General features: G+C 60.9%; 29 protein-coding genes. 17 read left to right on the top strand and 12 right to left on the bottom strand.

The genetic code is table 11. The features are described 5' to 3' along the window. Positions 1-135: 135 nt before the first annotated feature. Positions 136-393 (bottom strand): hypothetical protein, encoded by a 258-nt coding sequence (locus tag ACP7BY_RS20430; protein ID WP_010405476.1) that lies wholly within the window; start codon positions 391-393, stop codon positions 136-138. A gap of 183 nt (positions 394-576) precedes the next feature. Here ACP7BY_RS20430 and ACP7BY_RS20425 point away from each other — a divergent pair, with 183 nt between their 5' ends. Beyond that, positions 577-993, top strand: coding sequence for a MerR family transcriptional regulator (locus tag ACP7BY_RS20425; RefSeq protein ID WP_010405478.1), 417 nt, complete (start codon positions 577-579; stop codon positions 991-993). Positions 994-1,016: 23 nt separating this feature from the next. Here ACP7BY_RS20425 and arsH read toward each other — a convergent pair whose 3' ends face one another. Genes arsH through ACP7BY_RS20395 form a run of 6 tightly spaced genes read right to left on the bottom strand, consistent with a single transcriptional unit; the run spans position 1,017 to position 4,551 of the window. Beyond that, the gene (gene arsH, locus ACP7BY_RS20420; RefSeq protein WP_010405480.1) at positions 1,017-1,757 is read right to left on the bottom strand and encodes an arsenical resistance protein ArsH; all 741 of its coding nucleotides are present in this window, start codon (positions 1,755-1,757) and stop codon (positions 1,017-1,019) included. Further along, positions 1,757-2,188, bottom strand: coding sequence for an arsenic resistance N-acetyltransferase ArsN2 (arsN2, locus tag ACP7BY_RS20415; protein ID WP_010405481.1), 432 nt, complete (start codon positions 2,186-2,188; stop codon positions 1,757-1,759). Before arsN2 ends, arsH begins: the two co-directional genes overlap by 1 nt. Then, complete coding sequence (gene arsB, locus ACP7BY_RS20410; RefSeq protein ID WP_010405482.1) at positions 2,185-3,252, bottom strand: ACR3 family arsenite efflux transporter; 1,068 nt, start codon at positions 3,250-3,252, stop codon at positions 2,185-2,187. Before arsB ends, arsN2 begins: the two co-directional genes overlap by 4 nt. Beyond that, a complete protein-coding gene (gene arsC, locus ACP7BY_RS20405) occupies positions 3,249-3,680 on the bottom strand; it encodes an arsenate reductase (glutaredoxin) (protein ID WP_010405483.1) in 432 nt (143 codons plus the stop codon). The genes arsB and arsC overlap by 4 nt, the downstream gene beginning before the upstream one ends. Next, complete coding sequence (locus ACP7BY_RS20400) at positions 3,680-4,207, bottom strand: arsenate reductase ArsC (protein WP_010405484.1); 528 nt, start codon at positions 4,205-4,207, stop codon at positions 3,680-3,682. Before ACP7BY_RS20400 ends, arsC begins: the two co-directional genes overlap by 1 nt. A gap of 11 nt (positions 4,208-4,218) precedes the next feature. After that, positions 4,219-4,551 (bottom strand): ArsR/SmtB family transcription factor, encoded by a 333-nt coding sequence (locus tag ACP7BY_RS20395; RefSeq protein WP_029622631.1) that lies wholly within the window; start codon positions 4,549-4,551, stop codon positions 4,219-4,221. 109 nt (positions 4,552-4,660) lie between these two features. Here ACP7BY_RS20395 and ACP7BY_RS20390 point away from each other — a divergent pair, with 109 nt between their 5' ends. Genes ACP7BY_RS20390 through ACP7BY_RS20380 form a run of 3 tightly spaced genes read left to right on the top strand, consistent with a single transcriptional unit; the run spans position 4,661 to position 5,991 of the window. After that, positions 4,661-4,936: a metal/formaldehyde-sensitive transcriptional repressor gene (locus ACP7BY_RS20390; RefSeq protein ID WP_010405486.1), complete on the top strand. Its 276-nt coding sequence runs from the start codon at positions 4,661-4,663 to the stop codon at positions 4,934-4,936. 10 nt (positions 4,937-4,946) lie between these two features. Further along, a complete protein-coding gene (dmeF, locus tag ACP7BY_RS20385) occupies positions 4,947-5,867 on the top strand; it encodes a CDF family Co(II)/Ni(II) efflux transporter DmeF (protein WP_029622632.1) in 921 nt (306 codons plus the stop codon). A 10-nt stretch (positions 5,868-5,877) separates the two neighbouring features. Next, a complete protein-coding gene (locus ACP7BY_RS20380) occupies positions 5,878-5,991 on the top strand; it encodes a DUF1289 domain-containing protein (protein ID WP_081988753.1) in 114 nt (37 codons plus the stop codon). A gap of 129 nt (positions 5,992-6,120) precedes the next feature. On the opposite strand, the gene cueR is transcribed toward ACP7BY_RS20380, so the two are convergent. The 3 genes from cueR to ACP7BY_RS20365 form a co-directional block, all read right to left on the bottom strand. Beyond that, positions 6,121-6,507, bottom strand: coding sequence for a Cu(I)-responsive transcriptional regulator (gene cueR, locus ACP7BY_RS20375; protein ID WP_010405488.1), 387 nt, complete (start codon positions 6,505-6,507; stop codon positions 6,121-6,123). Further along, positions 6,504-8,861 carry a heavy metal translocating P-type ATPase gene (locus ACP7BY_RS20370; protein ID WP_405053025.1) on the bottom strand — a complete coding sequence of 786 codons (2,358 nt, stop codon included), beginning with the start codon at positions 8,859-8,861 and terminating at the stop codon, positions 6,504-6,506. The genes cueR and ACP7BY_RS20370 overlap by 4 nt, the downstream gene beginning before the upstream one ends. Before the next feature lie 115 nt (positions 8,862-8,976). Further along, a complete protein-coding gene (locus ACP7BY_RS20365; RefSeq protein WP_010405493.1) occupies positions 8,977-9,864 on the bottom strand; it encodes an NAD(P)/FAD-dependent oxidoreductase in 888 nt (295 codons plus the stop codon). Between the two features lie 227 nt (positions 9,865-10,091). Between ACP7BY_RS20365 and ACP7BY_RS20360 the strand changes: the two genes are divergently transcribed. Further along, positions 10,092-10,448: a flagellar biosynthetic protein FliQ gene (locus tag ACP7BY_RS20360; protein WP_010405494.1), complete on the top strand. Its 357-nt coding sequence runs from the start codon at positions 10,092-10,094 to the stop codon at positions 10,446-10,448. Positions 10,449-10,551: 103 nt separating this feature from the next. Continuing rightward, complete coding sequence (locus ACP7BY_RS20355; RefSeq protein ID WP_010405495.1) at positions 10,552-11,835, top strand: hypothetical protein; 1,284 nt, start codon at positions 10,552-10,554, stop codon at positions 11,833-11,835. An 11-nt stretch (positions 11,836-11,846) separates the two neighbouring features. Here the strand turns inward: ACP7BY_RS20355 and copD are convergent, their stop codons facing one another. Both copD and copC read right to left on the bottom strand, forming a co-directional pair. Beyond that, complete coding sequence (gene copD, locus ACP7BY_RS20350; protein WP_249340918.1) at positions 11,847-12,773, bottom strand: copper homeostasis membrane protein CopD; 927 nt, start codon at positions 12,771-12,773, stop codon at positions 11,847-11,849. 13 nt (positions 12,774-12,786) lie between these two features. Continuing rightward, positions 12,787-13,167 carry a copper homeostasis periplasmic binding protein CopC gene (gene copC / locus ACP7BY_RS20345; protein ID WP_010405500.1) on the bottom strand — a complete coding sequence of 127 codons (381 nt, stop codon included), beginning with the start codon at positions 13,165-13,167 and terminating at the stop codon, positions 12,787-12,789. A 176-nt stretch (positions 13,168-13,343) separates the two neighbouring features. On the opposite strand from copC, the gene ACP7BY_RS20340 reads away from it, so the two are divergent. From ACP7BY_RS20340 to ACP7BY_RS20290, 11 genes are all read left to right on the top strand, one after another. Further along, positions 13,344-13,985 (top strand): c-type cytochrome, encoded by a 642-nt coding sequence (locus ACP7BY_RS20340; RefSeq protein ID WP_245535556.1) that lies wholly within the window; start codon positions 13,344-13,346, stop codon positions 13,983-13,985. Positions 13,986-14,127: 142 nt separating this feature from the next. After that, positions 14,128-14,409: a hypothetical protein gene (locus ACP7BY_RS20335; protein ID WP_033965533.1), complete on the top strand. Its 282-nt coding sequence runs from the start codon at positions 14,128-14,130 to the stop codon at positions 14,407-14,409. Further along, positions 14,406-14,843 carry a periplasmic heavy metal sensor gene (locus tag ACP7BY_RS20330; RefSeq protein ID WP_010405505.1) on the top strand — a complete coding sequence of 146 codons (438 nt, stop codon included), beginning with the start codon at positions 14,406-14,408 and terminating at the stop codon, positions 14,841-14,843. Before ACP7BY_RS20335 ends, ACP7BY_RS20330 begins: the two co-directional genes overlap by 4 nt. Further along, on the top strand, positions 14,840-15,412 hold the full coding sequence (locus ACP7BY_RS20325; RefSeq protein WP_010405508.1) for an RNA polymerase sigma factor: 573 nt from the start codon (positions 14,840-14,842) through the stop codon (positions 15,410-15,412). The genes ACP7BY_RS20330 and ACP7BY_RS20325 overlap by 4 nt, the downstream gene beginning before the upstream one ends. 95 nt (positions 15,413-15,507) lie before the next feature. Further along, positions 15,508-17,436 carry a copper resistance system multicopper oxidase gene (locus ACP7BY_RS20320; RefSeq protein ID WP_137903317.1) on the top strand — a complete coding sequence of 643 codons (1,929 nt, stop codon included), beginning with the start codon at positions 15,508-15,510 and terminating at the stop codon, positions 17,434-17,436. Beyond that, a complete protein-coding gene (locus tag ACP7BY_RS20315; RefSeq protein WP_033965532.1) occupies positions 17,433-18,707 on the top strand; it encodes a copper resistance protein B in 1,275 nt (424 codons plus the stop codon). The genes ACP7BY_RS20320 and ACP7BY_RS20315 overlap by 4 nt, the downstream gene beginning before the upstream one ends. 38 nt (positions 18,708-18,745) lie before the next feature. After that, positions 18,746-19,423 (top strand): PepSY domain-containing protein, encoded by a 678-nt coding sequence (locus ACP7BY_RS20310; RefSeq protein ID WP_171010615.1) that lies wholly within the window; start codon positions 18,746-18,748, stop codon positions 19,421-19,423. Between the two features lie 44 nt (positions 19,424-19,467). Further along, positions 19,468-19,914: a DUF305 domain-containing protein gene (locus ACP7BY_RS20305; RefSeq protein WP_081988752.1), complete on the top strand. Its 447-nt coding sequence runs from the start codon at positions 19,468-19,470 to the stop codon at positions 19,912-19,914. Positions 19,915-20,010: 96 nt separating this feature from the next. Next, a complete protein-coding gene (locus tag ACP7BY_RS20300) occupies positions 20,011-20,382 on the top strand; it encodes a DUF305 domain-containing protein (RefSeq protein WP_010405520.1) in 372 nt (123 codons plus the stop codon). Positions 20,383-20,421: 39 nt separating this feature from the next. Beyond that, positions 20,422-20,865: a DUF411 domain-containing protein gene (locus tag ACP7BY_RS20295; RefSeq protein ID WP_081988751.1), complete on the top strand. Its 444-nt coding sequence runs from the start codon at positions 20,422-20,424 to the stop codon at positions 20,863-20,865. Positions 20,866-21,388: 523 nt separating this feature from the next. After that, entirely contained in the window at positions 21,389-21,682 is a 294-nt protein-coding gene (locus ACP7BY_RS20290; protein ID WP_033965547.1) for a hypothetical protein, read from the top strand. Positions 21,683-21,797 lie beyond the last annotated feature (115 nt).

Here is a 21,797-nt window from a genome sequence, read left to right as displayed (position 1 = left end):
GACAACATCATCGACCTTTGCTGCGAGGCTTGGAACAGGCTGGTTGATCAGCCATGGCGCATCATGACAATCGGACGCCGCAAATGGGCGCGTGGGTCGTGATCAATGCAGGTTGGTATTAGCTCCGGGCTGATGTCAGACATAGACATAGCCCAGCCAGAGCAGGATGGCACCGATCAGCAGGCCGGCAAGAGTGATGAGCCGCGTGACGCGAGAGGTGCATGCGGCGTCCGATGCGCAGCGCGCTGCCGCCGCTTGCTGACGAACGAGAAGTGCGGCGCCTGCAAGGAGGCATAGTGCGCCGATCGCAAGGAGCGCCACGCGATAGGGGAGCGCGGCCATGGCGATTCCGGCCAGCCATGCCGATCCGATACCGACTGAAGCCAGCAGCATCGGCAGGGCACAGCAAGCTGCAACGCCGAAACCTGCCGCGATTCCTCCGAGAGTGAGAGACGCGGTTCCCAATCCCTTCGGCGAATGTGGATTGGAAGAAGGTTCAGACATGGCGACTCCTTGAGACCGGTGCGATCCTAGCCTAGTGTCTGTAGCTACTACAGACTCAAGGGAAATTTGATGATGGCGACGTCCGGTACCACGATCCCGATCGGCGAACTCTCGCAGCGCACGGGCTGCAACATCGAGACGATCCGCTATTATGAACGCATCGGTGTCCTCCCGGTACCGCTGCGCCGCGGGCGATACCGCGCCTATTGCCCGTCGGATGTTCGGCGACTGTCGTTCGTGCGACGTGCGCGCGAACTGGGCTTCCCGATCGACGCGGTGCGAGCGCTGTTGGCACTTGCCGACGGGGGCGTTGCCTCGTGCGCGCAGGCGCGCGATCTGGCGAGCAAGCATCTGCGGGATATCCGCCTGAAAATCGCCGACCTTCGCCGTATGGAACAAGTGCTCGGCGACACCGTCGCCGCCTGCGAAGCCGGCGACACCTTGGGCTGTCCCTTGCTAGAAACGCTTTGCACTGCAGAAGCGCGGTAGACCCGGAGGCTGTCCGGATCAGGTCAGCCGACCGACTGCGACGCAAGGTCCTTCACGGCGTCGCGCTTGGCGGCCGCCGTCTTGCGCTCGGAATATCGATCGACGAGTTGATCCGCATGACCCCGGGTAAGAACAGTGAACCGAACCAGTTCCTCCATCACATCGACGATGCGATCATAATAGCTGGACGGCTTCATTCGCCCCGCTTCGTCAAACTCCTTGAACGCCATCGCGACGCTCGACTGGTTGGGGATCGTGAACATCCGCATCCAGCGACCAAGCAGCCGAAGCGTGTTGACGGCATTGAACGACTGCGATCCGCCTGACACCTGCATGACAGCGAGCGTTCGGCCCTGTGTCGGCCGCATGCCGCCGAACTCCAGTGGAAGATGGTCGATCTGGGCCTTCATGATGCCGGTGATCTGGCCGTGCCGCTCCGGGCTGCACCACACCTGACCTTCCGACCACAAGGAATGCTCGCGCAATTCGTGGACGGCGGGGTGGTCATCGGCCTTCACCTGATCGGGCAATGGCAAATCGCTTGGGTCGAATATTCGCACCTCGGCGCCGAACAGGATCAACAACCGTGCCGCTTCCTCGACAGCAAGCCGGCTGAACGACCGCTCGCGGAGCGAACCGTAGAGCAGCAGGATGCGCGGCGGATGATCGAGCGAACCGAGCCCCGTCGCGAAATCAGGGCGAATCACGTCGCGATCGAGCGCCGGCGTGAAATCGGGGTCGGCAAGGATACGAAGACGTGACATCAGGCAATCCGCTTGGAGAGGAAGGCGGCGCTCGCCGGGCACAGCGACCGAAACTCGGCCGATCCGGTTATGGCGTCGGGCGCATCGGCAGGGTTGGCCATGACATAGCCATGCCGCCGGAAGAACGGTTCGGCCGTGGTGGTCAGCAGATAGAGGGAAGCAACGCCTTCCTCGGTCGCCGCCTGCTCGATCGCGCCGAGAATGGCAGTGCCCATGCTGCCGCTGCGCCGATTAGGCTTCACGATCAGCGATCGCAGCAGCCGATCAGGCCCGTCGCCCTCCATGCCAGCATATCCGACGATACCGGCAGCATCCTCGAACCGGAAGAAGCGACGTCCCGGTTCGGCAAGGTCACTGGTCGGCAGGCCGGCTTCAGCAAGATCGGCCGCCAGATCGGATAGCACGGTGGTGTCGAGCGCTGTCGCGATCATGCCGGCACCCGCTCCTCATACCAGGGCCGGGTCGCCTTCACGATCTTCACCACCGACAGCATGACCGGAACCTCGACCAGCACGCCGACCACGGTCGCAAGCGCCGCGCCCGAATTGAGCCCGAACAGGCTTATCGCAGCGGCGACCGCCAACTCGAAGAAGTTGGATGCGCCGATCAGCGCGGCGGGCGCGGCCACGCACCAGGCGACACCGAACCGGTGGCTGAGCCAGTAGGCGAGGCCAGCGTTGAAATAGACCTGGATCAGGATCGGCACCGCGATCAGGGCGATCACCAATGGATGGGCGATGATTGCCTCACCCTGAAAGCCGAACAGTAGGACGAGTGTCGTCAGGAGCGCCATGAGTGACACCGGACCCAGCCGGGCCAACATCCGATCCAGTGTCGGCTGACCGCCCGCCGACAGCAGGGCGCGACGGACAAGTTGTGCAACGATCACCGGCACCACGATGTAGAGCGCCACCGAGATCAGCAGCGTGTCCCACGGGACCGTGATCGATGCGACGCCGAGCAGCAGGGCGACCAGCGGTGCAAAGGCAAACACCATGATGACGTCGTTCAGCGCGACCTGGCTCAGCGTATAGGTCGGGTCGCCGTCGCAAAGGTTCGACCAGACGAACACCATCGCGGTGCAGGGTGCGGCCGCCAGCAGGATCAGGCCGGCGATATAGGAACTGATGTCGGCGGCCGGCAGGAGCGGCCGAAACAGCCAGCCAAGGAAGACCGTGCCAAGCAGCGCCATGGAGAACGGCTTCACCGCCCAGTTGATGAAGAGCGTCACGCCGACGCCCTTCCAGTGCCGCCTGACCGACCCCAGCGCGCCGAGATCGATCTTGAGCAGCATGGGGATGATCATCAACCAGATCAGCACGGCGACCACGAGGTTGACCCGCGCGACTTCGGCCGATGCGATCGCCCTGAACAAGCCTGGCAATGCGTAGCCAAGGGCAATGCCGACGACGATGCAGAGCGCAACCCAGGCACTGAGATAGCGCTCGAACGTGCTGATCGCCGGCTTGGCCGGCGCCGCGATCGGGGCCGTCATGCGCCGACCCTGTTGCCGGCTGCGTTGATGACCTGTTCGCCGTCCTCCTTGGCGAAGGCGCCAAGCTGCGCGTTCGGCAGCAGGTCGAGCACCTGTTCGGAAGGGCGACAGAGTTTCACGCCGAGCGGCGATACGACGATCGGGCGGTTGATGAGGATCGGATGCGCCATCATCGCATCGATCAATTGGTCATCGCCGAGCGACACATCACCAAGCCCCAGTTCCGCAAACGGCGTGCCCTTCTCGCGCAGGAGAGCGCGGGGTGCGATCCCCATACGTTCGATCAGCGACACCAGCATAGGCCGCGACGGCGGGGTCTTCAGATACTCCACGACATGCGGCTCGATCCCGGCATTACGGATCATCGCCAGCGTGTTACGCGAGGTGCCGCACTCAGGGTTGTGGTAGATGATCATGTCGATTGGCATCAGGCCGCATCCCCGCGACGGCTGCTCGCACCTTCGCCATGGCCGATCTCGCGAACCTGGGCTTGCAGCGCACGAGCCTCGAGTTTCTCGAACGGGAGCGCGATGAAGAGCTTGATGCGGTTCTCGAGGTAGCGGAGCGCCGTGCCGAAGGCGCGCTCACGTTCGACAGGGGTGCCCAGAACGTGGCTCGGATCTTCGATCCCCCAATGGGCGGTGACGGGATGGCCGGGCCAGATCGGGCAGGTCTCGCCGGCCGCGTCGTCGCAGACGGTGAACACGAAATCCATCACCGGCGCGTCAGGTCCGGAGAACTCGTCCCAGCTCTTCGATCGCAGGCCATCGGTCGGATATTCGGTCCGTTCGAGCAAGGCGATGGCGTCGGGATTGACCGCACCCTTGGGATAGCTCCCAGCGGAGAAGGCACGGAAGCGTCCGTTGCCCAGCTTGGTGAGCGCACTCTCCGCGAGAATCGAGCGTGCCGAGTTACCTGTACACAGGAAGAGGATGTTGAAGACGCGATCGGACATGATGGGCTCCATCAGCAGCAGGGGAAAAGTTCGGCGATCAGCGGCTCGCACAGCTCCGCCTTGCCGCCGCAGCAATCCTTGACGAGGAACAGCGTGAGCGCCTTCAACTGGTCGAGGTCGGCACGGTAGTTGATGATCCGGCTGCGTCGCTCGGAACGAATGAGCCCAGCGCGCGCGAGGGTCGCCAGATGCACTGACATGGTGTTCTGCGGCACGTCGAGCGCCCGCGCGACCTCGCCCGCGGCGAGTCCATCGGGTTCGTGCCGAACCAGAAGACGAAAGGCATCGAGCCTCGTTGTTTGCGCAAGCGCTCCTAGCGCCGAGATAGCAGATACCGATTCCATATATCCGCTATTATAGATATATGGTGCGGACGCCAGCCCCATTCAGTGAATCCGTTTTCCAGTTGATCGCTATGGCGGCGCGCCTGTCTATAGGATAGGGGGGTATGCTATGGGACATTTGACCGAAGGCAATGATGAACTCCTGAAGCGGGTGCGCCGCATCGCCGGTCAGGTCACGGCGATTGAAAAAGCGCTGGCGGCAGGGACGGACTGCACGACGACGCTGCACCTGGTTGCAGCGACACGCGGTGCCATCAACGGCCTCATGGACGAGATTATCGAAGAGCATGTCCGCGCCCATGTGGCGCATCCCGATCTTCCGGCCGAGGAGCGCGCCGCAGGGGCGGAAGAACTGATCGCGGTCATACGCCGCTACGCAAAATGAGGCTGAGATATTGACCACGTCCCGCGACATTGAAGCCTTTACACACGACCATGTGTATCTTGGGGCCTCTCACGACGAGAACGCCCGCAGGACCTTGTGGGTTGTGGTGCTGACGGCTGTGATGATGATCGGCGAAATCTTCGCCGGCTATGTTACCGGCTCGATGGCGCTCCTTGCCGACGGTTTTCATATGGCGACCCATGCCGGGGCGCTGAGTGTCGCAGCGATTGCCTATGCCTATGCCAAGCGGCATGCATCCAGTGGACGGTTCAGCTTCGGAACCGGGAAGGTCGGCGACTTGGCAGGCTTCGCTTCGGCGCTCGTGCTAGGCCTTATCGCCTTGGGGATCGGGGTCGAATCGATCCTGCGGCTGTTCGAACCCATCAAGGTCGCGTTTGGCGAAGCAACGGTGATTGCGGTCATTGGGCTCGGCGTGAACATCGTCAGTGCATTCCTGCTCTCGGGTAGCCACCATCATCACGGTCATGACGATCACGCCCATGACCATGATGCCCATGGCGGCGACAATAACCTCCGCTCAGCCTATGTGCACGTCCTCGCCGACGCTCTCACCTCTGTGTTGGCGATCACGGCTCTTCTGGCAGGCCGCTATCTGGGCTGGGTCTGGATGGACCCTGTCATGGGAATCGTCGGGGCAGTGGTGATCGCTCGCTGGTCCTGGAGCTTGATGCGCGATACCGCCGCAGTCCTTCTCGATACGACAGACAATCACGTTGCCGAGGAAATACAGGATCTTGTCGAAGGACCAGGAGATGCGCGCATTTCCGATCTCCATGTCTGGCGCGTCGGCCCTGACGCCCATGCCGCGATCGTCGGTGTTGTTGGTGGCGTGGGCATCGATGCGGGTGTTATCCGTAACCGGCTCGTCCCCGTCCACGAGTTGAAGCATCTGACAATCGAATGCCATTGAAAGCGCACGCGTGAAGTCCCCGTGCATAGACTTGTGCGCGTTCAACGGTTCGACCGGCTGGTGCCGAGGGTGCGGCAGGTCCAAACCCGAATGCAGGACATGGAAGAAGGCGCAGCCGCAATAGCAACGCAAAATCGCTGCCGACCTACCGCGCCGGCTCGCGAAGCTGGCAGGACGCGGCCTGCACAAGTGAATCGGCTAGCCTTGCGGCTAGCGTGCCCTGCTGGCGATCTTCCGACCCCGCCAGATAGGCTCAGGAGGCCAGGCGCGTGATTATCGGACATTCGGGCCGCTCGTTGCCGTGGCAGCCCTTCGCCAGGTCGAGCAATGCTTCGCGCATCGCATTGAGCGCGTCCGCCTTCCGGCCGAGGTCCGCGGCGCGCGATTCCGCCAGCGCCTTGACTTCCGCGCTCGCGCGATCGCGATCAGACCAGAGACCAAGCAGCTTTCGGATTTCTTCGATCGGAAAACCGAGATCGCGGGCATTGGCGATGAAACGCAGCCGATGTACGTCAGCGTCAGAATAGTCTCGATAGCCACCGTCACGCCGCGGCGGCGGCGGAATGAGACCGATCTTCTCGTAGTGGCGGATCATCCGCTGCGAGACGCTGCTCCCCGCTGATGCGCCGCCGATGTTCACAGTGCCACCCGGTTGAGACGCAGCGCATTGGTGACGACGCTGACGGACGAGAGGGCCATCGCTGCTGCAGCGATAATGGGCGACAGAAGAATGCCGAACACCGGGTAGAGCAAACCTGCAGCGATGGGGACGCCTGCGGCATTGTAGATGAAGGCAAAGAAAAGATTCTGGCGGATATTGGCCATCGTCGCCTCGCTCAGCCGTCGCGCGCGCAAGATCCCATTGAGATCGCCTTTGAGCAGCGTCACGCCTGCGCTCTCGATGGCGACGTCCGTCCCCGAACCCATGGCGATGCCGACGTCGGCCGCCGCCAGCGCTGGCGCATCGTTCACTCCATCGCCCGCCATTGCAACCACACGGCCTTCGCGTTGCAGGCGCAGCACGACTGCGCTTTTCTGATCGGGCAGGACTTCCGCTTCAACCGCGTCGATACCAAGTTTACGAGCCACGGCCTGGGCTGTCGTTCGATTGTCGCCGGTCAGCATGACGACGCTGATGCCTTCCTTTCGCAGCGCCGCCAGCGCTTCAGCGGTTGTTGCCTTGATAGGATCTGCAATTGCCAGAATTCCTGCGACGCGGCCATCGACCGCCGCGAAGATCGCAGTGGCGCCGTCCGCCCGCATGTCATCTGCCTGCGTGGCTGCTGTCGATACATCGATGCCATTCTCGTTTAGATAAGCTCCAGCACCCAGGAATATGCGCTTGCCACCGACGGTGCCGACAGCGCCTTTGCCCGTGGGCGAGTCGAAATCCGAAACTTCAGGAATGTCGAGCTGGCGGAGCTTGGCCGCAGCGACGATCGCAAGCGCCAAGGGATGTTCGGATGCCCGTTCGACGCCAGCGGCCAACCGAAGAATATCATCCTCCGAAAAGCCGTCCATCGCCACGATGGCGGTCAGGGAAGGGCGTCCCTCGGTCAGGGTGCCGGTCTTGTCGACGACGATCGTATCGACCTTCTCCATTCGCTCGAGCGCCTCGGCATTCTTGATCAGGACACCAAGCCCAGCGCCGCGCCCGATACCGACCATGATCGACATCGGAGTCGCAAGCCCCAACGCGCAGGGGCAAGCAATAATCAATACCGCAACGGCCGCAACGAGGCCGTGTGCCAATCGCGGCTCTGGACCCCAGATCGCCCAAATCGCGAAGGAGAGCAGCGCGATGCCGAGCACGGCGGGTACGAACCAGCCAGCGACCTTGTCAGCCATGCGCTGGATCGGAGCGCGCGATCGCTGCGCATCGGCGACCATTTGAACGATCCGCGCCAGCATTGTATCGCGGCCGATCTTGTCGGCGCGCACGATGAGCGATCCCGTCTGGTTCACGGTTCCTGCGACGACAAGGGCCGCGACCGTTTTCGTCACCGGCATCGATTCGCCGGTTACCATCGATTCATCGATGGAGGAGCGGCCCTCCTCGACGATGGCATCTACGGGTACTTTTTCGCCGGGGCGGACCCGCAGTCGGTCGCCGACAGCGATCAGGTCGATCGCGACTTCTTCGTCATTCCCGTCCGCCATAATCCTGCGCGCGGTCTTGGGAGCGAGATTGAGAAGAGCCTTGATCGCGCCCGAGGTGCGCTCGCGAGCGCGCAACTCAAGAACCTGGCCCAGGAGGACAAGGACGGTGATCACGGCAGCCGCCTCGAAATAGATCGCGACCGTGCCGTCCATCATACGAAAAGCTGCAGGGAATATGCCCGGCGCTGCAGTGGCCACCACACTATAAGCCCAGGCCACGCCCGTCCCCATCGCGATCAAGGTAAACATGTTGAGGTTGCGGGTCCGGACAGAGGCCCAACCGCGCTCGAAAAATGGCCAGCCCGCCCAGATCACGACCGGGGTTGCCAAAGCGAACTGGAGCCAGCCCGATATGCGCTCGGAAATGAGGCTGTGCAGCGCTGGGAACAGGTGTCCGCCCATTTCCAGCACGAAGATGGGCACCGTAAGCGCCAAAGCGATCCAAAACCTGCGAGACATATCGAGCAGTTCAGCGCTTGGCCCCGAGTCTGCAGTTACAACCTCCGGTTCGAGGGCCATACCACATATCGGGCATGGCCCGGGATGATCCTGACGGATCCGCGGGTGCATGGGGCAGGTCCAGATGGCGCCGGGCTGGGGCGCCGCCGGCCTGTTACTACCCTCAGACAAATAGCGCTCGGGGTCGGAGGCGAACTTGGCGCGGCACCCCGCACTACAGAAATAATATTCCTTTCCCCCATGCGAGACATGATGAGAGGCGACAGCCGGATCGACCATCATGCCGCACACTGGATCCTTGGCCATCTTCGAGCCCGTGGTGGCATCGTGCTTGCCCGCGCAGCAGCTATGCGCATCAGATTTGCTCTCAGGAATCGGATCAGTCACGGCTCGTCTCCTTATCGACGAATGCAATCTGGGGTCTGACATCATGTCAGGGTCAACCCCGGCTCTCATATATTTTTGCGTGGGCGACCCTCGTTTCCCCGGATCAGCCAGACAATCGATTGTGAATGGAGGTCGCTGCCCTGGCCGCCTGGCCCGCCGCTACTGCGATTTGATCCAGCCCTTCGACCATGTCGCCGGCGGCGAACATACCGCTGATCGTCGTTTGCTGATGCTCATCGACGACGATGCACCCTGACGGGGCCAATTCGGCACCAGCCATCCGCGCCAGTTCCGAGTGAGCGGAGGTCCCAAGAGCAACATATAGGGTGTCGAATTGGAGCGATCGGCCATCGGCTAAATGGGCGAGAAGGTCTTTCTCGTTGACCGACAAATCGCTGACAGGCGCTCGCTCCACCCTAATAGCGTATCGAACCAGATTTGCCTCGTCAGCGTGCGAGAGTTCCGAAGCATCCTGAGTGAGCAGGGTGACGGTATCGCTGTAGTGGCGAACGAAAATCGCTTCGGCCGCGCCGTGGTCGGAACAGCCCAGCACGGCGACTCTCCTGCCGCGGATCTCGTAGGCATCGCAGATCGGACAATAGCGTATCAACCCTTGCGCAACGCCTCGATCGTGCGCTTCCTGCTCTATTCTCGGTCGATGATTTGTCACGCCTTGGGCGAGCAATATGGTTCGTGCCTCAATGGCCTGGGAACCCGTATAGGCGATAAAGCCAGTATCGGCGCGCTCGACGCGCTCGACGACTCCGTTGGCCAATTCGGCACCGTAGCGAGCTGCATGTTGACGCATACGCAAAAGCAAATCCGCGCCAGATATTCCGTCTGGAAATCCAAGGAGGTTATGGGTCGTTGGGATGCGGGCTGCCCGGCCCGGCCCCGCATCGACGACCAGCGTGGCTCGCAGAAACCGGCCCAGATAGGTGGCAGCCGTTAGGCCTGCGGGGCCTCCGCCAATGATAATGCAGTCGTACATGCATGCCTTTCGCTGACGTTGATCGACATTGCTATTACGCGGCACGGGGCATGTGCCCTCGAAAGCAGGCGCTTCTCTGGAGAAAATGCAGATGGGCGCGAGGGGTACGAGCCGTCGATGCGTAAGTCAGATGTAGCCCATCAACCGACAGGATGGACAAATGAGGTGCCCACGGGTCGCAGCGTGGCGCGGGGGCAAGTGGACGTGGGGAAGACGGATCGGAAGCAATGATCGCGCTCCACGCCCCTCGCCCCGCAAGGATCGCTAGGCGCACGTCCTGGCGCCGCGACCCCGTCACCGCGGGAGGCGAATTGGAGACCTACAGTCCTTTTTCGGTTTCGATGGGCCAGGCACTCTGGGTCATCATGATCATCGCCGGGCCTCCGCTCATTTTGATGCTGGTCGTCGGGCTGGTTATTTCCATGGTCCAGGCCGCGACATCGATCAACGAACAGACGGTAAGCTTTGTCCCGAAGCTTCTGGCGTTCATCCTGTTTCTTGCAATCTACGGGGCGACCGTCGGCGATCTCCTGATCGACTATACCCGCGACCTGTTCATGCATATTCCGGACGACATACGATGATCGCAGGCCTTTTATTAGGCCGGGGCAGCTCCCGCAAAATCTGGTGGTCCGCGAAATGGAGTGCTAGCGTCCGAGGAGATTGGGGCGAAGGGGGGAGCAGGGTTTGGCAGACTTTGAATTGCTGGCGCGGCAACTGATCCAGCGATGGAAGGAAGACCCGAACGCGACCTATCAGAGCTGGTTTCTTTGGGACGAGCGCATCAAGAATTTCCGCTCGATCCGACGGGGCCTCGCCCAGGTGGTCGCTGAAATCGAAGCCGGGAGGTTCGGCGTCGCTTATCGCGGATCTTCGCTGGAAACGGTCGTTCATTCGGTCGCCGAGCAACGGCAGATATTCAAAGGTGCGGATCATGCGTTTCTTTGGAAGCCAAAATTGCGCATCCCTGACATCTATGAAAACCCAGCGAACCAGCGCGCTTTTGGCCGGTTGCTGGATCATTGCGCGTGCTGTGATACCGCTGAAGAGATTATCGCGGGAATCCACACCATTGATCGCCTGAACATCAAAGGCCTGGGACCAGCGGTCGCCAATCTCCTCTACTTCCTGCATCCCACGCTGGTCCCGCCGTTCAACACGGCGATCGTCAATGGCTATAACAAGCTGACGGGCGGGAAGGTGAAGCTGGGCAGCTGGCAGCATTTTCTCGCGATGCGCTCGGGCGTCCTTGATCTGAACGAGCAGTTCCGCGATTTGCTGTCGAACGATCTCGGCGCCATTGGGGGGCTGTTGTTTGATATCGGCTCGGGGCGTTATCCTGCGCCACCACGCGACGAGGGCGATCAGGCAGCCGGTTCCTGGGCGGCGCGGCTCGAACAGGCCAGGACCGAGGCGCAAAGTCTCAACAAGGCCCTTCAGAAGCAGGGCGAAAGCGATCGGACCCATTCGGAGATTCAGGCCTGGCTTCGCGACATCGGTCATGCGCTAGGCTATGATGTCTGGATCGCAGCCAACGACCGCGGGCGTCTCCATGATGGGGTGCGTCTTGGTGAGGGATGCCTTGAGTGCCTGCCGGAGTCGATTTCCACTTCGACCGGTGCCGATGCCATCCGTCTTATTGATGTACTGTGGCTGGAGCGGGCGAGCGATCGTGTCGCCGCGGCCTTCGAAGTCGAGCATTCGACTTCGATTTATTCGGGCATCGTCCGGATGCTCGACCTGGCCCTGAGCGGCAGCGAGTTGCACGCCACCGCCGGGCTGTTCCTTGTCGCACCCGATGCCCGCGAGAGCGAGGTGCGGGCGCAACTCGCACGGCCCGCCTTCAGCCGTATCGCAGATCTTGAGATCGCCTATCTTCCCTATGGTGAGCTGGAACGCCACAAGGAAGCGATCTCCCGTTTTGGTTCGGGCCTGAAAGCGATCAAGGCCATATCGCGCGCGCTGCCGTGATGGGCGAATGTCTATACGCCGGAGGCGGGAGGCGCCAATAGTCCGAGCCAGGCAACGAGCGTAAGGATTGCAAGCGCACACCCGCTCTCGACAATCAGACTTCGGCGAAGCGACCGTATCGCGGCTGGTGCGTCACCGCTTTCGACAGCCATCGCCAACGCAGGCGTGAGGAAGAAGCGATTGGCTGCTGCAAGGATGAGCATTGCGCCAAACAGCAGCAATTTCGCTGTCAGCAGCGCACCATAGAGACTTGTGAAAAGCGATCCCAATCTGGACGGCCCCACCAGTATCCAGCTGTTGACCACACCAGAGAGGATGAGGAGGCCGACCACGATTGAGCCGATCCTGGCGAAGCCGTCCAAGGCTCGGTGCGAAAGGTGAATATGGTCCACAGCCATTCGGTCGGCGGGGCGAAATATGAGTAGGCATAGAGCAGCCAACGCCCCGACCCATATCCCTGCTGCCAACAAATGGGTGATATCGGCGCCAAGATGAACCCATCCCAGCAAGCCTTCATCGGCAGCGCCGTGACCGGTCCAGGCCAATGTTGCAAGAGCGATCGCTGCCGTGAACGAAAGTGAACCGAGAGCAAAAGCGGGACGACGCCATCCGACAATCGAAAAATAAAGGACGAGCAAGAGTGCGGCCACTCGTACCTGCCATATCGTTCCGATCGAGGTGCCCGAGATCACCATGTTGATTGTGGCGCGGTCTACCTGATCGACCGACACGCCGCCCATCGAGGCCGCCAAAACCATCATGCCGAGGATCGACAGACCTATGCCGGCCAAGGCGATGGACGCGAGTACGGAGCGGAAGCGCAGGACCGAGCCGGATTCCCGTTCGGTCCCGCGCAATGTGTAGAGCCCGAACATCGGCAGCCCAAAAAGAAGCATCAGGTCAAGATAGAGTCCAAGCCTGACGGCGATTGCCACCATGTCCGGCATGGTCTTACTTGACCTTGAACGTGTATCCGCCCTGGATGCGATGGGTGTCGGTCGAGACGACATGATAATCGAGCTTGTACGTTCCAGCTGTCAGCGGCTTGGCGAGCGTGGCAACGAGTGTCTTGCCGTCGGGAGCCAGCGTTGCCTTGACGCCGTTCATTTTCATCGGCCCCATCTTCATGCCGGGCATTTCGGTCATCGTCAGGTCGATTCCGGAGAACTGCGCGACAAGCGCTTCGGAAAAGACGAGCTGGATCTTCGTCGGGGCGACGACGACGGTGTCGGCGGCTGGCGTGGCACTGCTCAGTTTGGGGTGAGCCTGGACGGCGGTAGCGGCAAAGACAGAAGCCGCCATGGCGACGGCAAAAGCTGTTTTACGAAACATCGATTTCTCCATAGGCGGCGATACTGCCGACACAGCGATTTACGCACCGCAGAGTGCAACCCCTCATCAAACCCGCGAAATTTCTTCGGCGGTTGTATGGAAACCGGCCGGCGCGCGGGATCGGCGTAGGGTTGAGGGGTGAAGGCGCGCCGCGCGTATGATCAATTGGATGGGGTGTGAAATCATCGATCGTCCAAAGACTTTCTGCTGGGGAGGACGCGATGGAAGATTCAAGGAAAGCATGGCTCCGGAGACATTTTCCGAGCGTGGGCTTCGTCGCGGCGGCGGCGCTGGCCGGTGGCGCGCTCGCCGGCATCGTCGTGTATGTCGGCGCTTACGATATTGGCGCTGATGCCCCCCACAGCAAACCAGTCTATTGGCTCGTGGAGCAATTCCGTGATCGCTCGATCGCGGTAAGGTCTCGCGACATCAGCGTCCCGGCAAACCTGATGGATGTGAAACGTCTGCAGAGCGGAGCGGGGCTCTATACCGAGATGTGCAGCGGCTGCCATCTCGCGCCGGGCCTTGAGAAGTCCGAGATCAGCCAGGGCCTCTATCCCAGGGCTCCCGAGCTTTTCCGTGAGCCGCAGAGATCGGCAAAGGAGCAGTTCTGGATCATCAAGCATGGGGTCAAGCTCACAGCGATGCCGGCCTGGGGCAAAACCCATAGCGACGAGCTGATCTGGGACATGGTGGCTTTCGTGCGGCAGATGCCGAAGATGAGTCCTGCGCAATATCAGGCGGTGATTTCCAGTGCGCCTGAAGATCACGATGCGATGATGAAGGATATGCCTGGCATGACAAAGACGATGCCGTAACTATGTGGCACCGTGCCTTGAAGGTCGTCGTTCAGCCCCCCGAAAACCGAGGGGCGCTTTTGACGAACGGGCTGATAGCGGAGGTGGAAAAGACGGGTCTTGCGCCAGCGCGTCGGATGGATTGAAGAAATAGGAATTTGAGATGAATGTAGACTTGGATGGGCTCTTGAGCCGCTTACGCAACGAACCGGGGCATCCCGGTCTGGCCGGTCTTGAAGAGGCAGTGTTCAGGCGCATTGCCGCCAGGACGCAGGTTTCGGCGGGCTCCCAGTTGAGGCTTGGCGCGGTCGCCGCCTTTGGCGCAGTGCTGCTGGGTGTTGCCAGCAACGGGGTTACGACGCCAGTCGAGGCCTCCGTTACGCTCTCGCCTTTTGGGCCATCCAATCCGCTTGCTCCCTCCACGTTGCTCGCAGGTCCGCGATGAAGCCGCGGCTGCTCGTTCTGGTCGCGATTGTCGCCTTTGTCGCAGCCGTCGCGGGCGTGTTTCTGGGCCGTCATTTCCTGCCACATCCTGTGGCTGGCGGCGTCGAACTGCATGACGTATTGCACAGCAAGCTCGACCTGGACGATCGTCAGAAGGCTCAGATCGAGTTGCTTGAGCAGCGGTTTGCCGTGCGCCGACGGGCGCTGGAACTCGAACTGAGAGCCGACAATGCACGGCTTGCCGATGCCATCGAAACTGAACATGGCAACGGTCCGGGTGTCGCTGCGGCCGTCGATCAGTCGCATCAGGCAATGGGTCAGCTCCAAAAGGAGACGCTCGGCCATATCTTCGCCATGCGCCAGATCTTACGTCCGGATCAGGCCAAGACCTTCGACCAGGCGGTAGTACATGCGCTTACCGACGATGCGCGGTGAGTCTGGAGCTCCAGTCGTGCTCCGATGGTGAACTTGCCGCGCTGACGCTCGGTGGCCGGCAAGCGGCATTCGCAGAGATCATGCACCGGCATCAATCCGCGATATTCCGGCTGGTCCGCGGACTCGTAGGCAATGCGGAAGAGGCGCTTGACCTTACCCAGGATTGCTTCGTTTCGGCGTTCAGCCATTTGCGGAAATATGATGGTGCCCGACCGCTGCGCGCTTGGCTGTCGCGGATCGCGATCAACAAATGCCGTGATTGGCGCCGTCGCCAAAGAGTGCGTCAGCTCTTCATCTTCAGTGCCGCCACGTCCGACGACGAAATTGAACAGGTCCCAGACGACGCACCTTCGGCTCATGCCAGCGCAGCTTCGAAGATGGAACTCGAAAAACTCTCGACTGCGATCGCTGCCTTGCCATCTTCGTTGCGAGAGGTTCTGCTGCTCCGCACCGTCGAAGGGTTGAACCAATCGGAAGCTGCGTTGGCACTTTCGATCAGCGGGAAGGCTGTCGAGACGCGGCTGTACCGCGCTCGCGTCCGACTTGCTGAAATCTTGGCCGACATTTGAGGGGTGCGCCGCGCTCGTGCGTAAGGATGAGAGAGATACCGCGCTCGAGCCTCGCTGTGGACAAGAGGGTGCTGAACAATGAACAAGGAGATTATATGCCCCCGGTATTGAACCGCCGCGATCTGTTCCGCGGTGCCGCGCTGACCGGCGGTGGCCTGGCATTGTCGGCCTGGATGCCGGCATGGGCTCAACCCGTCTCGGCGGGTATTGTGAAGCCGCTCCCGACCGTTACCGGCAACGATATTTCCCTCAAGATCGCCCATCAAATGATGATGATCGATGGTCGCGCAAGCCATGCGATCGGCATCAACGGAACCGTGCCGGCGCCTTTGATCCGGTTGCGCCAAGGGCAAACGGTGCGCCTGTCGGTGATCAACGATCTTGAAGAAGACAGTTCGATCCACTGGCACGGGTTACTGGTACCGTTCCAGTTCGATGGCGTACCGGGAATCAGCTTCCCCGGCATCAAACCAAAATCGACCTTCGTCTATGAGTTTCCGATCGTCCAGGCGGGCACCTATTGGTATCATAGCCATTCGGGTTTGCAGGAGCAGATGGGCCATTACGGGCCGATCGTGATCGATCCGGCAGGCGAAGATCCGATCAAGTCGGATCGCGAGCATGTGATCGTGCTGTCCGACCATAGCCAGATGCATCCGCACGCGATTTTCAGAAAGCTCAAGCAGGTGGGCGGGGGCTATTTCAACTATCAGCGCCAGACGCTGGCTGGCCTGATGGCAAAAGAAGATCAACCGCTCAAGGATCGTCTCGACTGGGGCAAAATGCGGATGGACCCCACGGACGTCTCTGATGTCACAGGTTCAACCTACACCTATCTCGTCAACGGCCATGGTCCCCAGGACAATTGGACAGCGCTTTTCCGGCCCGGCGAGCGAGTTCGACTACGTTTTGTCAACGCCTCGGCGATGACGACGTTCAATGTCCGGATTCCAGGACTCAAGCTCACGGTCGTTCAGGCCGATGGTCTAGACGTGCGGCCGGTGGAGGTCGACGAGTTCCAAATTGCGGTGGCGGAAACCTACGACATCATCGTCACCCCGACTGATGACCGTGCCTACACTCTGATCGGCGAATCTGTTGATCGGTCTGGCATGGCGCGCGCAACTCTGGCCCCGCGCGAAGGCATGGCAGCCCAGGTGCCCGCGCTTCGCAAACGTCCCCTTGCCGATATGAAGGATATGGGCATGGGCGAGATGGACATGGGCGGCATGCAAGGCATGGACGCTTCCGGCGGTTCTACGATGGCCGGCATGGACCATGCAGCAATGGGTCATGACATGCCGACAGGCGGCGCCGCTGCTGGTGGCATGGCGGGCATGGACATGGGCTCCGGCGCATCCATGCCGACAACGGACAAGACACCCGGCGGCTCGATGGCGAGCATGCCTGGAATGGGCGCCCCGGCCGGCGACGCTATGGCAGGCATGGCGATGGGCGGGATGGGCGGCATGAATATGCGCGACGGCAGCAAAGCCCCGCAGGTCAAGATGGGGCCTGGCGTCCAGACGATTTCACCTATGCCGATGGATCGCACCGGAGAGCCCGGGCAGGGCCTGGAAGATGTCGGACACCGCGTCCTGGTCTATCGCGACCTCATGGCGGTGGATCGCAACCCCGACGTGCGAGCGCCTGATCGGGCGATGGAAATCCACCTGACCGGCAATATGGAACGCTATATGTGGTCGTTCGACGGCGTGAAGATGAGCGACAAGCGCGAGCCGATTCCATTCCTGGAAAACGAACGGGTGCGTGTGACGCTGGTGAACGACACGATGATGTCGCATCCGATCCATCTTCACGGACATTTTTTCGAGTTGGTTACCGGGCATGGCGAATATTCGCCGCGCAAGCATACGGTCAACGTCGCGCCGGGCGGCAAAGTGAGTTTTGACGTCACCGCCAACGCGATCGGCGACTGGGCCTTCCACTGCCATATGCTTTATCACATGCATGCCGGGATGATGCGCGTCGTCTCTGTCCGGCCTCGGGGAGACGCAGCATGAAGGCATTGCTTCTCCTCATCAGCGTAGCGCCGCTTGCCCTCGCGGCTCCGGCTAACGCGCAATCGATGCAGAATATGCCGGGCATGAACATGCCTGCGGCCAAAGCACCTCCGAAGAAAAAGCCGGCAGCCAAACCCGCGACTCCCGTTAAGCGCAAAACGGCCGCCAAACCGGCTGCTAAACCAACTTCAGCAAAGCGCGGGGCGCCCGTCGCGAAACTTAAAGCGGCCGCCCATGACATGTCGGGAATGGGCGCCATGCCCGGAATGGATATGTCGGGAACGGTAGGAAGCAAGGCGTCTCCGAAGCCCGATCCCCATGCAGGACATGACATGTCGAGCATGCCTGGCATGACAATGCCGGACACGGCGGGTGGCGCCATGAACCACGATATGCCCGGTATGAATATGCCTGCTGGTGGAGGCGGTCAGCCAATGGAGCATGACATGTCGTCCATGCCCGGCATGTCGATGGACGGGCAGATGGCCGGTCATGGGGCAGGGGGCACGAGCCTTGCACCGGGCAATGCACCGGCACCGGCAGCACCAAGCGATCATTATGCCGATCGGATCTATCAGAACGGTGCGATGGTCGATTCACGGTCCATGCTGCACAACGAGCATGGCGCCAGCACCTCCTCGATGATCCTGTTCAATCTGGCGGAATATCAGGTCCGGAATGGTCGGGACGGTTATCGCTGGGATGGCGAAGCGTGGTTCGGCAAGGATCTCGATCGGTTGACAATCAAGTCAGAAGGCGAGGGCGTCCTAGGCGGTCGTAACGGCACCTTTATGGAAACTGCGGAGATTCAGGCGCTCTACAGCCGCGCGCTCGATCCATACTGGAACCTGCAGGCTGGTGTCCGATATGATTTCAAACCCAATCCCTCGCGCACCTACGCTACAGTCGGGATCGAAGGAGTCGCGCCTTACTGGTTCGAAACGGAGGCAGCCTTGTTCCTGTCGAACAAGGGCGAGGTCCTGGGGCGGATCGAGGGCTATTACGATCAGCGCATTACGCAACGTTTGATCCTTCAGCCCCGGGTCGAATTGAATCTATCAGCCCAGGACGTCCCGGAAACCCGCATCGGCGCGGGTATATCGAACGCCGAGTTTGGGCTGCGTCTGCGCTACGAAGTCAGACGCGAATTTGCGCCCTATATTGGCGTCTCCTACGATCGCAAGCTGGGCAAGACCGCGGATTATGCGCGAGCTGATGGCGAAGGTGTCAAGGCGACAAGCTTTGTCATTGGCGTGCGGACCTGGTTCTGAGGAGCAACCGGCTTCGCCTCCATGTCGGGGTTAGCCGGGTGCACCGCTGGCTGGCCCTGATCATCGGCGTCCAGTTATTGCTGTGGTTTGCGAGCGGCCTGATCATGAGTGTGTTGCCCATCGATCGGGTTCGCGGTGAACATATCGTAGATCGCGCATCGCTGGCGACGCTCGATCAGGGCCGTGCCCGGGCGCCGCTCGATATCGTTCTGCGCCAGGTGGCCGCACCTGTCCGCGAGGTGCGGTACCGTATGCTCGCTGGGCGCGAGGTCGCTGAGGTAGAGATGGCTGACGGCTCGGTGCAGATACACGACGCAGAAACGGCGTCGGCCATTCCGCCCGTCAACGCCGCCATGGCGCGCACGGTGGCGGTGCGAGCATATCGTGGGAAGTCGGCGTCGCCGAGCGTCCGTGCCGTTACGTCCGCGAGCACCGAATATAAGGGCGTGCTTCCGGCATGGCGGATCGACTTTCCAGATCAGGATTCGACCCGCGTCTATATTGCGCAAAATAGCGGTCGGATCGTTGCCGTCAGGAACGGCACTTGGCGTCTCTATGACTTCTTCTGGGGCCTCCACATCATGGATTGGAAGAACCACGAAGATTTCAACACGCCCTGGCTGATTGGATTTGCCGGTGGGGGGCTTGCGCTCGCGATCGCGGGTTCTGCTCTTTTGTATTTCCGCTGGCCGCGAAAGCGGCGCCGCAAGAGTTGAACGACCATGGGGGATTCTTGGGCGGGGGCCGAAGGAGACGACCGATGATGAAGAACGCTTATACCAGCCTCGCGCTGCAGACCCTCGTCGGCGGCATTATCATGTATTTGGTGATGTTCGTCATGATCGATAGTCTGGGAAGCTTCTACAATAACCTCAACATGGTCTACATGACACTGATGATGGTCGCACCCATGGTGGTGTTGATGATCCTCGCAATGGGGCATATGTTTCCATCGAAAACCGCGAACGCCGCCCTTTTGATCGGCTCTGTCGCGATATTTGCTGGATCGTTCGCGCTCATCCGGACGCAAACGACGATCGGCGATACCGCGTTCTTGCGGTCGATGATCCCCCACCATTCGGGGGCGATCCTTATGTGTCGTGAGGCATCTCTCAAAGATCCGGAAGTCGTTCGTCTCTGCAGCGGCATCGAGGTATCTCAACGGCGCGAGATCGACGAGATGAAGGCAATTTTGGCCCGTAAATAGCAGCCTGATCCCTAATTCCTGGAAATGTCTGCGTTTCGCGGGGGGGAAAAGCACGCTCGCGCGTATTAACAGTGCGGGGACGATGAGGAGAATATTATGAAGAAAATAATCGCCGTCATGATCGTCGGATTGTTGGCCACGCCCGGTATCGCGCAAATGCAGGGCATGGACCATTCCAAGATGGACATGGGTCAAATGATGAAGCCGACCCCTGCTAACCCCTACCCGTCGGCTGAGATGGAAATGCACCAGAAGATGACGTCCGCGATGGGCGCGGATGCCACCGAAACCTGGGTGCGCAAGATGGTCGAGCATCATCGCGGCGCGATCGCGATGTCGCGCATCGTTTTGCGAGAGACCAAAGATTCAAAGGTTCGGATGATGGCCAACAAAGCCGTCGCCGAGCAGACCCGTGAGGTCGGCGAACTCGAGGGCTGGCTAAAAGCCCACGGCAAGCGGGCGCAGTAGGAGATTTTCCCCGTCCCGCGGGAACCATTGAAGGTTGATATGAAACTCAAAATCGTACTTGCTGCGCTCGGCGCGTCACTCTCCGTCGTCAGCATTGCTGCTGAGCCGATCGTCGTTCACCGGGATCCCGGCTGTGATTGCTGCGAGCAATGGGCGGCCCAGGTCCGTCAACAATTCGGGCGACGCGTGAACATGATCGACGATCGGGGGCGACCCGCCTTTCAGCGGGTACACGGCGTACCGGCTCGGCTATCATCGTGTCACACAGCGATCGTCGATGGCATGGTTTTCGAGGGACACGTCCCCATCGCGGACATGAAGCGCGTTCTTGCGTTGCGTCCGCGTGGTGTGAGCGGTCTCGCCGTAATTGGTATGCCTGTCGGATCACCCGGCATGGAAGTTCCCGGACAGTCCGCCCAACCCTTCAATGTCATTGCCTTTGGCGCGGAACGCGAAACCATCTTTGCACGCCACGGCGGATGAGTATCGCGTTGTCCCTGGATCATGAGTGGTGTATCCGGTTACGTCTGTGAAATGTGCGCTTCATCTCTTTCTCCTGCTTGGAGCCCTGATCGGTCTGCTCGGCCAGGAAGCCGCCTTTGCGTCCGGCCCGCCTGCAGTGTCCGCGCCGGTGGCGATGTCGAGTATGGCCGCTTCAAGCATGTCCGAGGACTGCATGAAGATGATGGCGCAGCAACAACAGCCTGCGCAGAAGCCCTGCAAGGGCATGACCCTTGCCTGCATAGCCGCGATGGGGTGCGTAGTTCCCATGGCCGTTCGCAATGACTCGCCAGCGCTTGCGGCTCGCGAGGCGAATCCAATCTTGGCCTTCTGGCCGACCACCACGGTCCTACGCGGCAGTGACCTTACGCCCGAACCGGAACCACCGACTCTCCTTGGCTGATCGAAACCGGCCGTCAGGCTGACAGGATCGTTGCGCCTTTGCGCACCCAAACATCCCGTCTGATCTGCGGCTACCACGATGTTTTGCCAAAGGATTACAGTCATGAAAAACCGTGTTTTCTATGCCCTGCTCGGCGTAGCCCTTGCCGCACCTGGCGCCGCATTCGCCGGCCAGCCCAACCACAGCCAACAGTCCGGCCACTATGAGTGGAAGTCGGTCCCGCAATATGGCCCGCGTGCCACGGGACCGGCCCAGCGGCGCGTCTGGGTGCCTGATGCCACGCAAGTGGCGACTTGCGACTGCGACATGATGAAGATGAGCAGCACAGACGCTGCTGATTGCATGAAGCAGATGCACAGCATGGCACAGCCTTCGTCGACCCCTTCGGCCGGCTAATACCAACCTCCGATGATACTGACTCACGGGGGGATTCCCAAAGCGGCGAAACTCTGACTCTATGGCTGTCGATTGGAGGGCATGGCCATGGGTGCAGCGATCGGAATGCGGAACG

It is taken from the genome of Sphingomonas sp. PSPC2-2, assembly GCF_049897725.1.
Lineage (GTDB): Bacteria > Pseudomonadota > Alphaproteobacteria > Sphingomonadales > Sphingomonadaceae > Sphingomonas.
Note: the sequence above shows the minus strand (reverse complement) of the source record. Positions and strands in the feature narration are given on the sequence as shown.

Coding starts and splice junctions, on each gene's coding strand:
- ACP7BY_RS20430 (WP_010405476.1), bottom strand. CDS start 393: ATGCTGCTGGCTTCAGTCGGTATCGGATCGGCATGGCTGGCCGGAATC.
- ACP7BY_RS20425 (WP_010405478.1), top strand. CDS start 577: ATGGCGACGTCCGGTACCACGATCCCGATCGGCGAACTCTCGCAGCGC.
- arsH (WP_010405480.1), bottom strand. CDS start 1,757: ATGTCACGTCTTCGTATCCTTGCCGACCCCGATTTCACGCCGGCGCTC.
- arsN2 (WP_010405481.1), bottom strand. CDS start 2,188: ATGATCGCGACAGCGCTCGACACCACCGTGCTATCCGATCTGGCGGCC.
- arsB (WP_010405482.1), bottom strand. CDS start 3,252: ATGACGGCCCCGATCGCGGCGCCGGCCAAGCCGGCGATCAGCACGTTC.
- arsC (WP_010405483.1), bottom strand. CDS start 3,680: ATGCCAATCGACATGATCATCTACCACAACCCTGAGTGCGGCACCTCG.
- ACP7BY_RS20400 (WP_010405484.1), bottom strand. CDS start 4,207: ATGTCCGATCGCGTCTTCAACATCCTCTTCCTGTGTACAGGTAACTCG.
- ACP7BY_RS20395 (WP_029622631.1), bottom strand. CDS start 4,551: ATGGAATCGGTATCTGCTATCTCGGCGCTAGGAGCGCTTGCGCAAACA.
- ACP7BY_RS20390 (WP_010405486.1), top strand. CDS start 4,661: ATGGGACATTTGACCGAAGGCAATGATGAACTCCTGAAGCGGGTGCGC.
- ACP7BY_RS20365 (WP_010405493.1), bottom strand. CDS start 9,864: ATGTACGACTGCATTATCATTGGCGGAGGCCCCGCAGGCCTAACGGCT.
- ACP7BY_RS20360 (WP_010405494.1), top strand. CDS start 10,092: ATGATCGCGCTCCACGCCCCTCGCCCCGCAAGGATCGCTAGGCGCACG.
- copD (WP_249340918.1), bottom strand. CDS start 12,773: ATGGTGGCAATCGCCGTCAGGCTTGGACTCTATCTTGACCTGATGCTT.
- copC (WP_010405500.1), bottom strand. CDS start 13,167: ATGTTTCGTAAAACAGCTTTTGCCGTCGCCATGGCGGCTTCTGTCTTT.
- ACP7BY_RS20335 (WP_033965533.1), top strand. CDS start 14,128: ATGAATGTAGACTTGGATGGGCTCTTGAGCCGCTTACGCAACGAACCG.
- ACP7BY_RS20330 (WP_010405505.1), top strand. CDS start 14,406: ATGAAGCCGCGGCTGCTCGTTCTGGTCGCGATTGTCGCCTTTGTCGCA.
- ACP7BY_RS20320 (WP_137903317.1), top strand. CDS start 15,508: ATGCCCCCGGTATTGAACCGCCGCGATCTGTTCCGCGGTGCCGCGCTG.
- ACP7BY_RS20315 (WP_033965532.1), top strand. CDS start 17,433: ATGAAGGCATTGCTTCTCCTCATCAGCGTAGCGCCGCTTGCCCTCGCG.
- ACP7BY_RS20305 (WP_081988752.1), top strand. CDS start 19,468: ATGATGAAGAACGCTTATACCAGCCTCGCGCTGCAGACCCTCGTCGGC.
- ACP7BY_RS20300 (WP_010405520.1), top strand. CDS start 20,011: ATGAAGAAAATAATCGCCGTCATGATCGTCGGATTGTTGGCCACGCCC.
- ACP7BY_RS20295 (WP_081988751.1), top strand. CDS start 20,422: ATGAAACTCAAAATCGTACTTGCTGCGCTCGGCGCGTCACTCTCCGTC.
- ACP7BY_RS20290 (WP_033965547.1), top strand. CDS start 21,389: ATGAAAAACCGTGTTTTCTATGCCCTGCTCGGCGTAGCCCTTGCCGCA.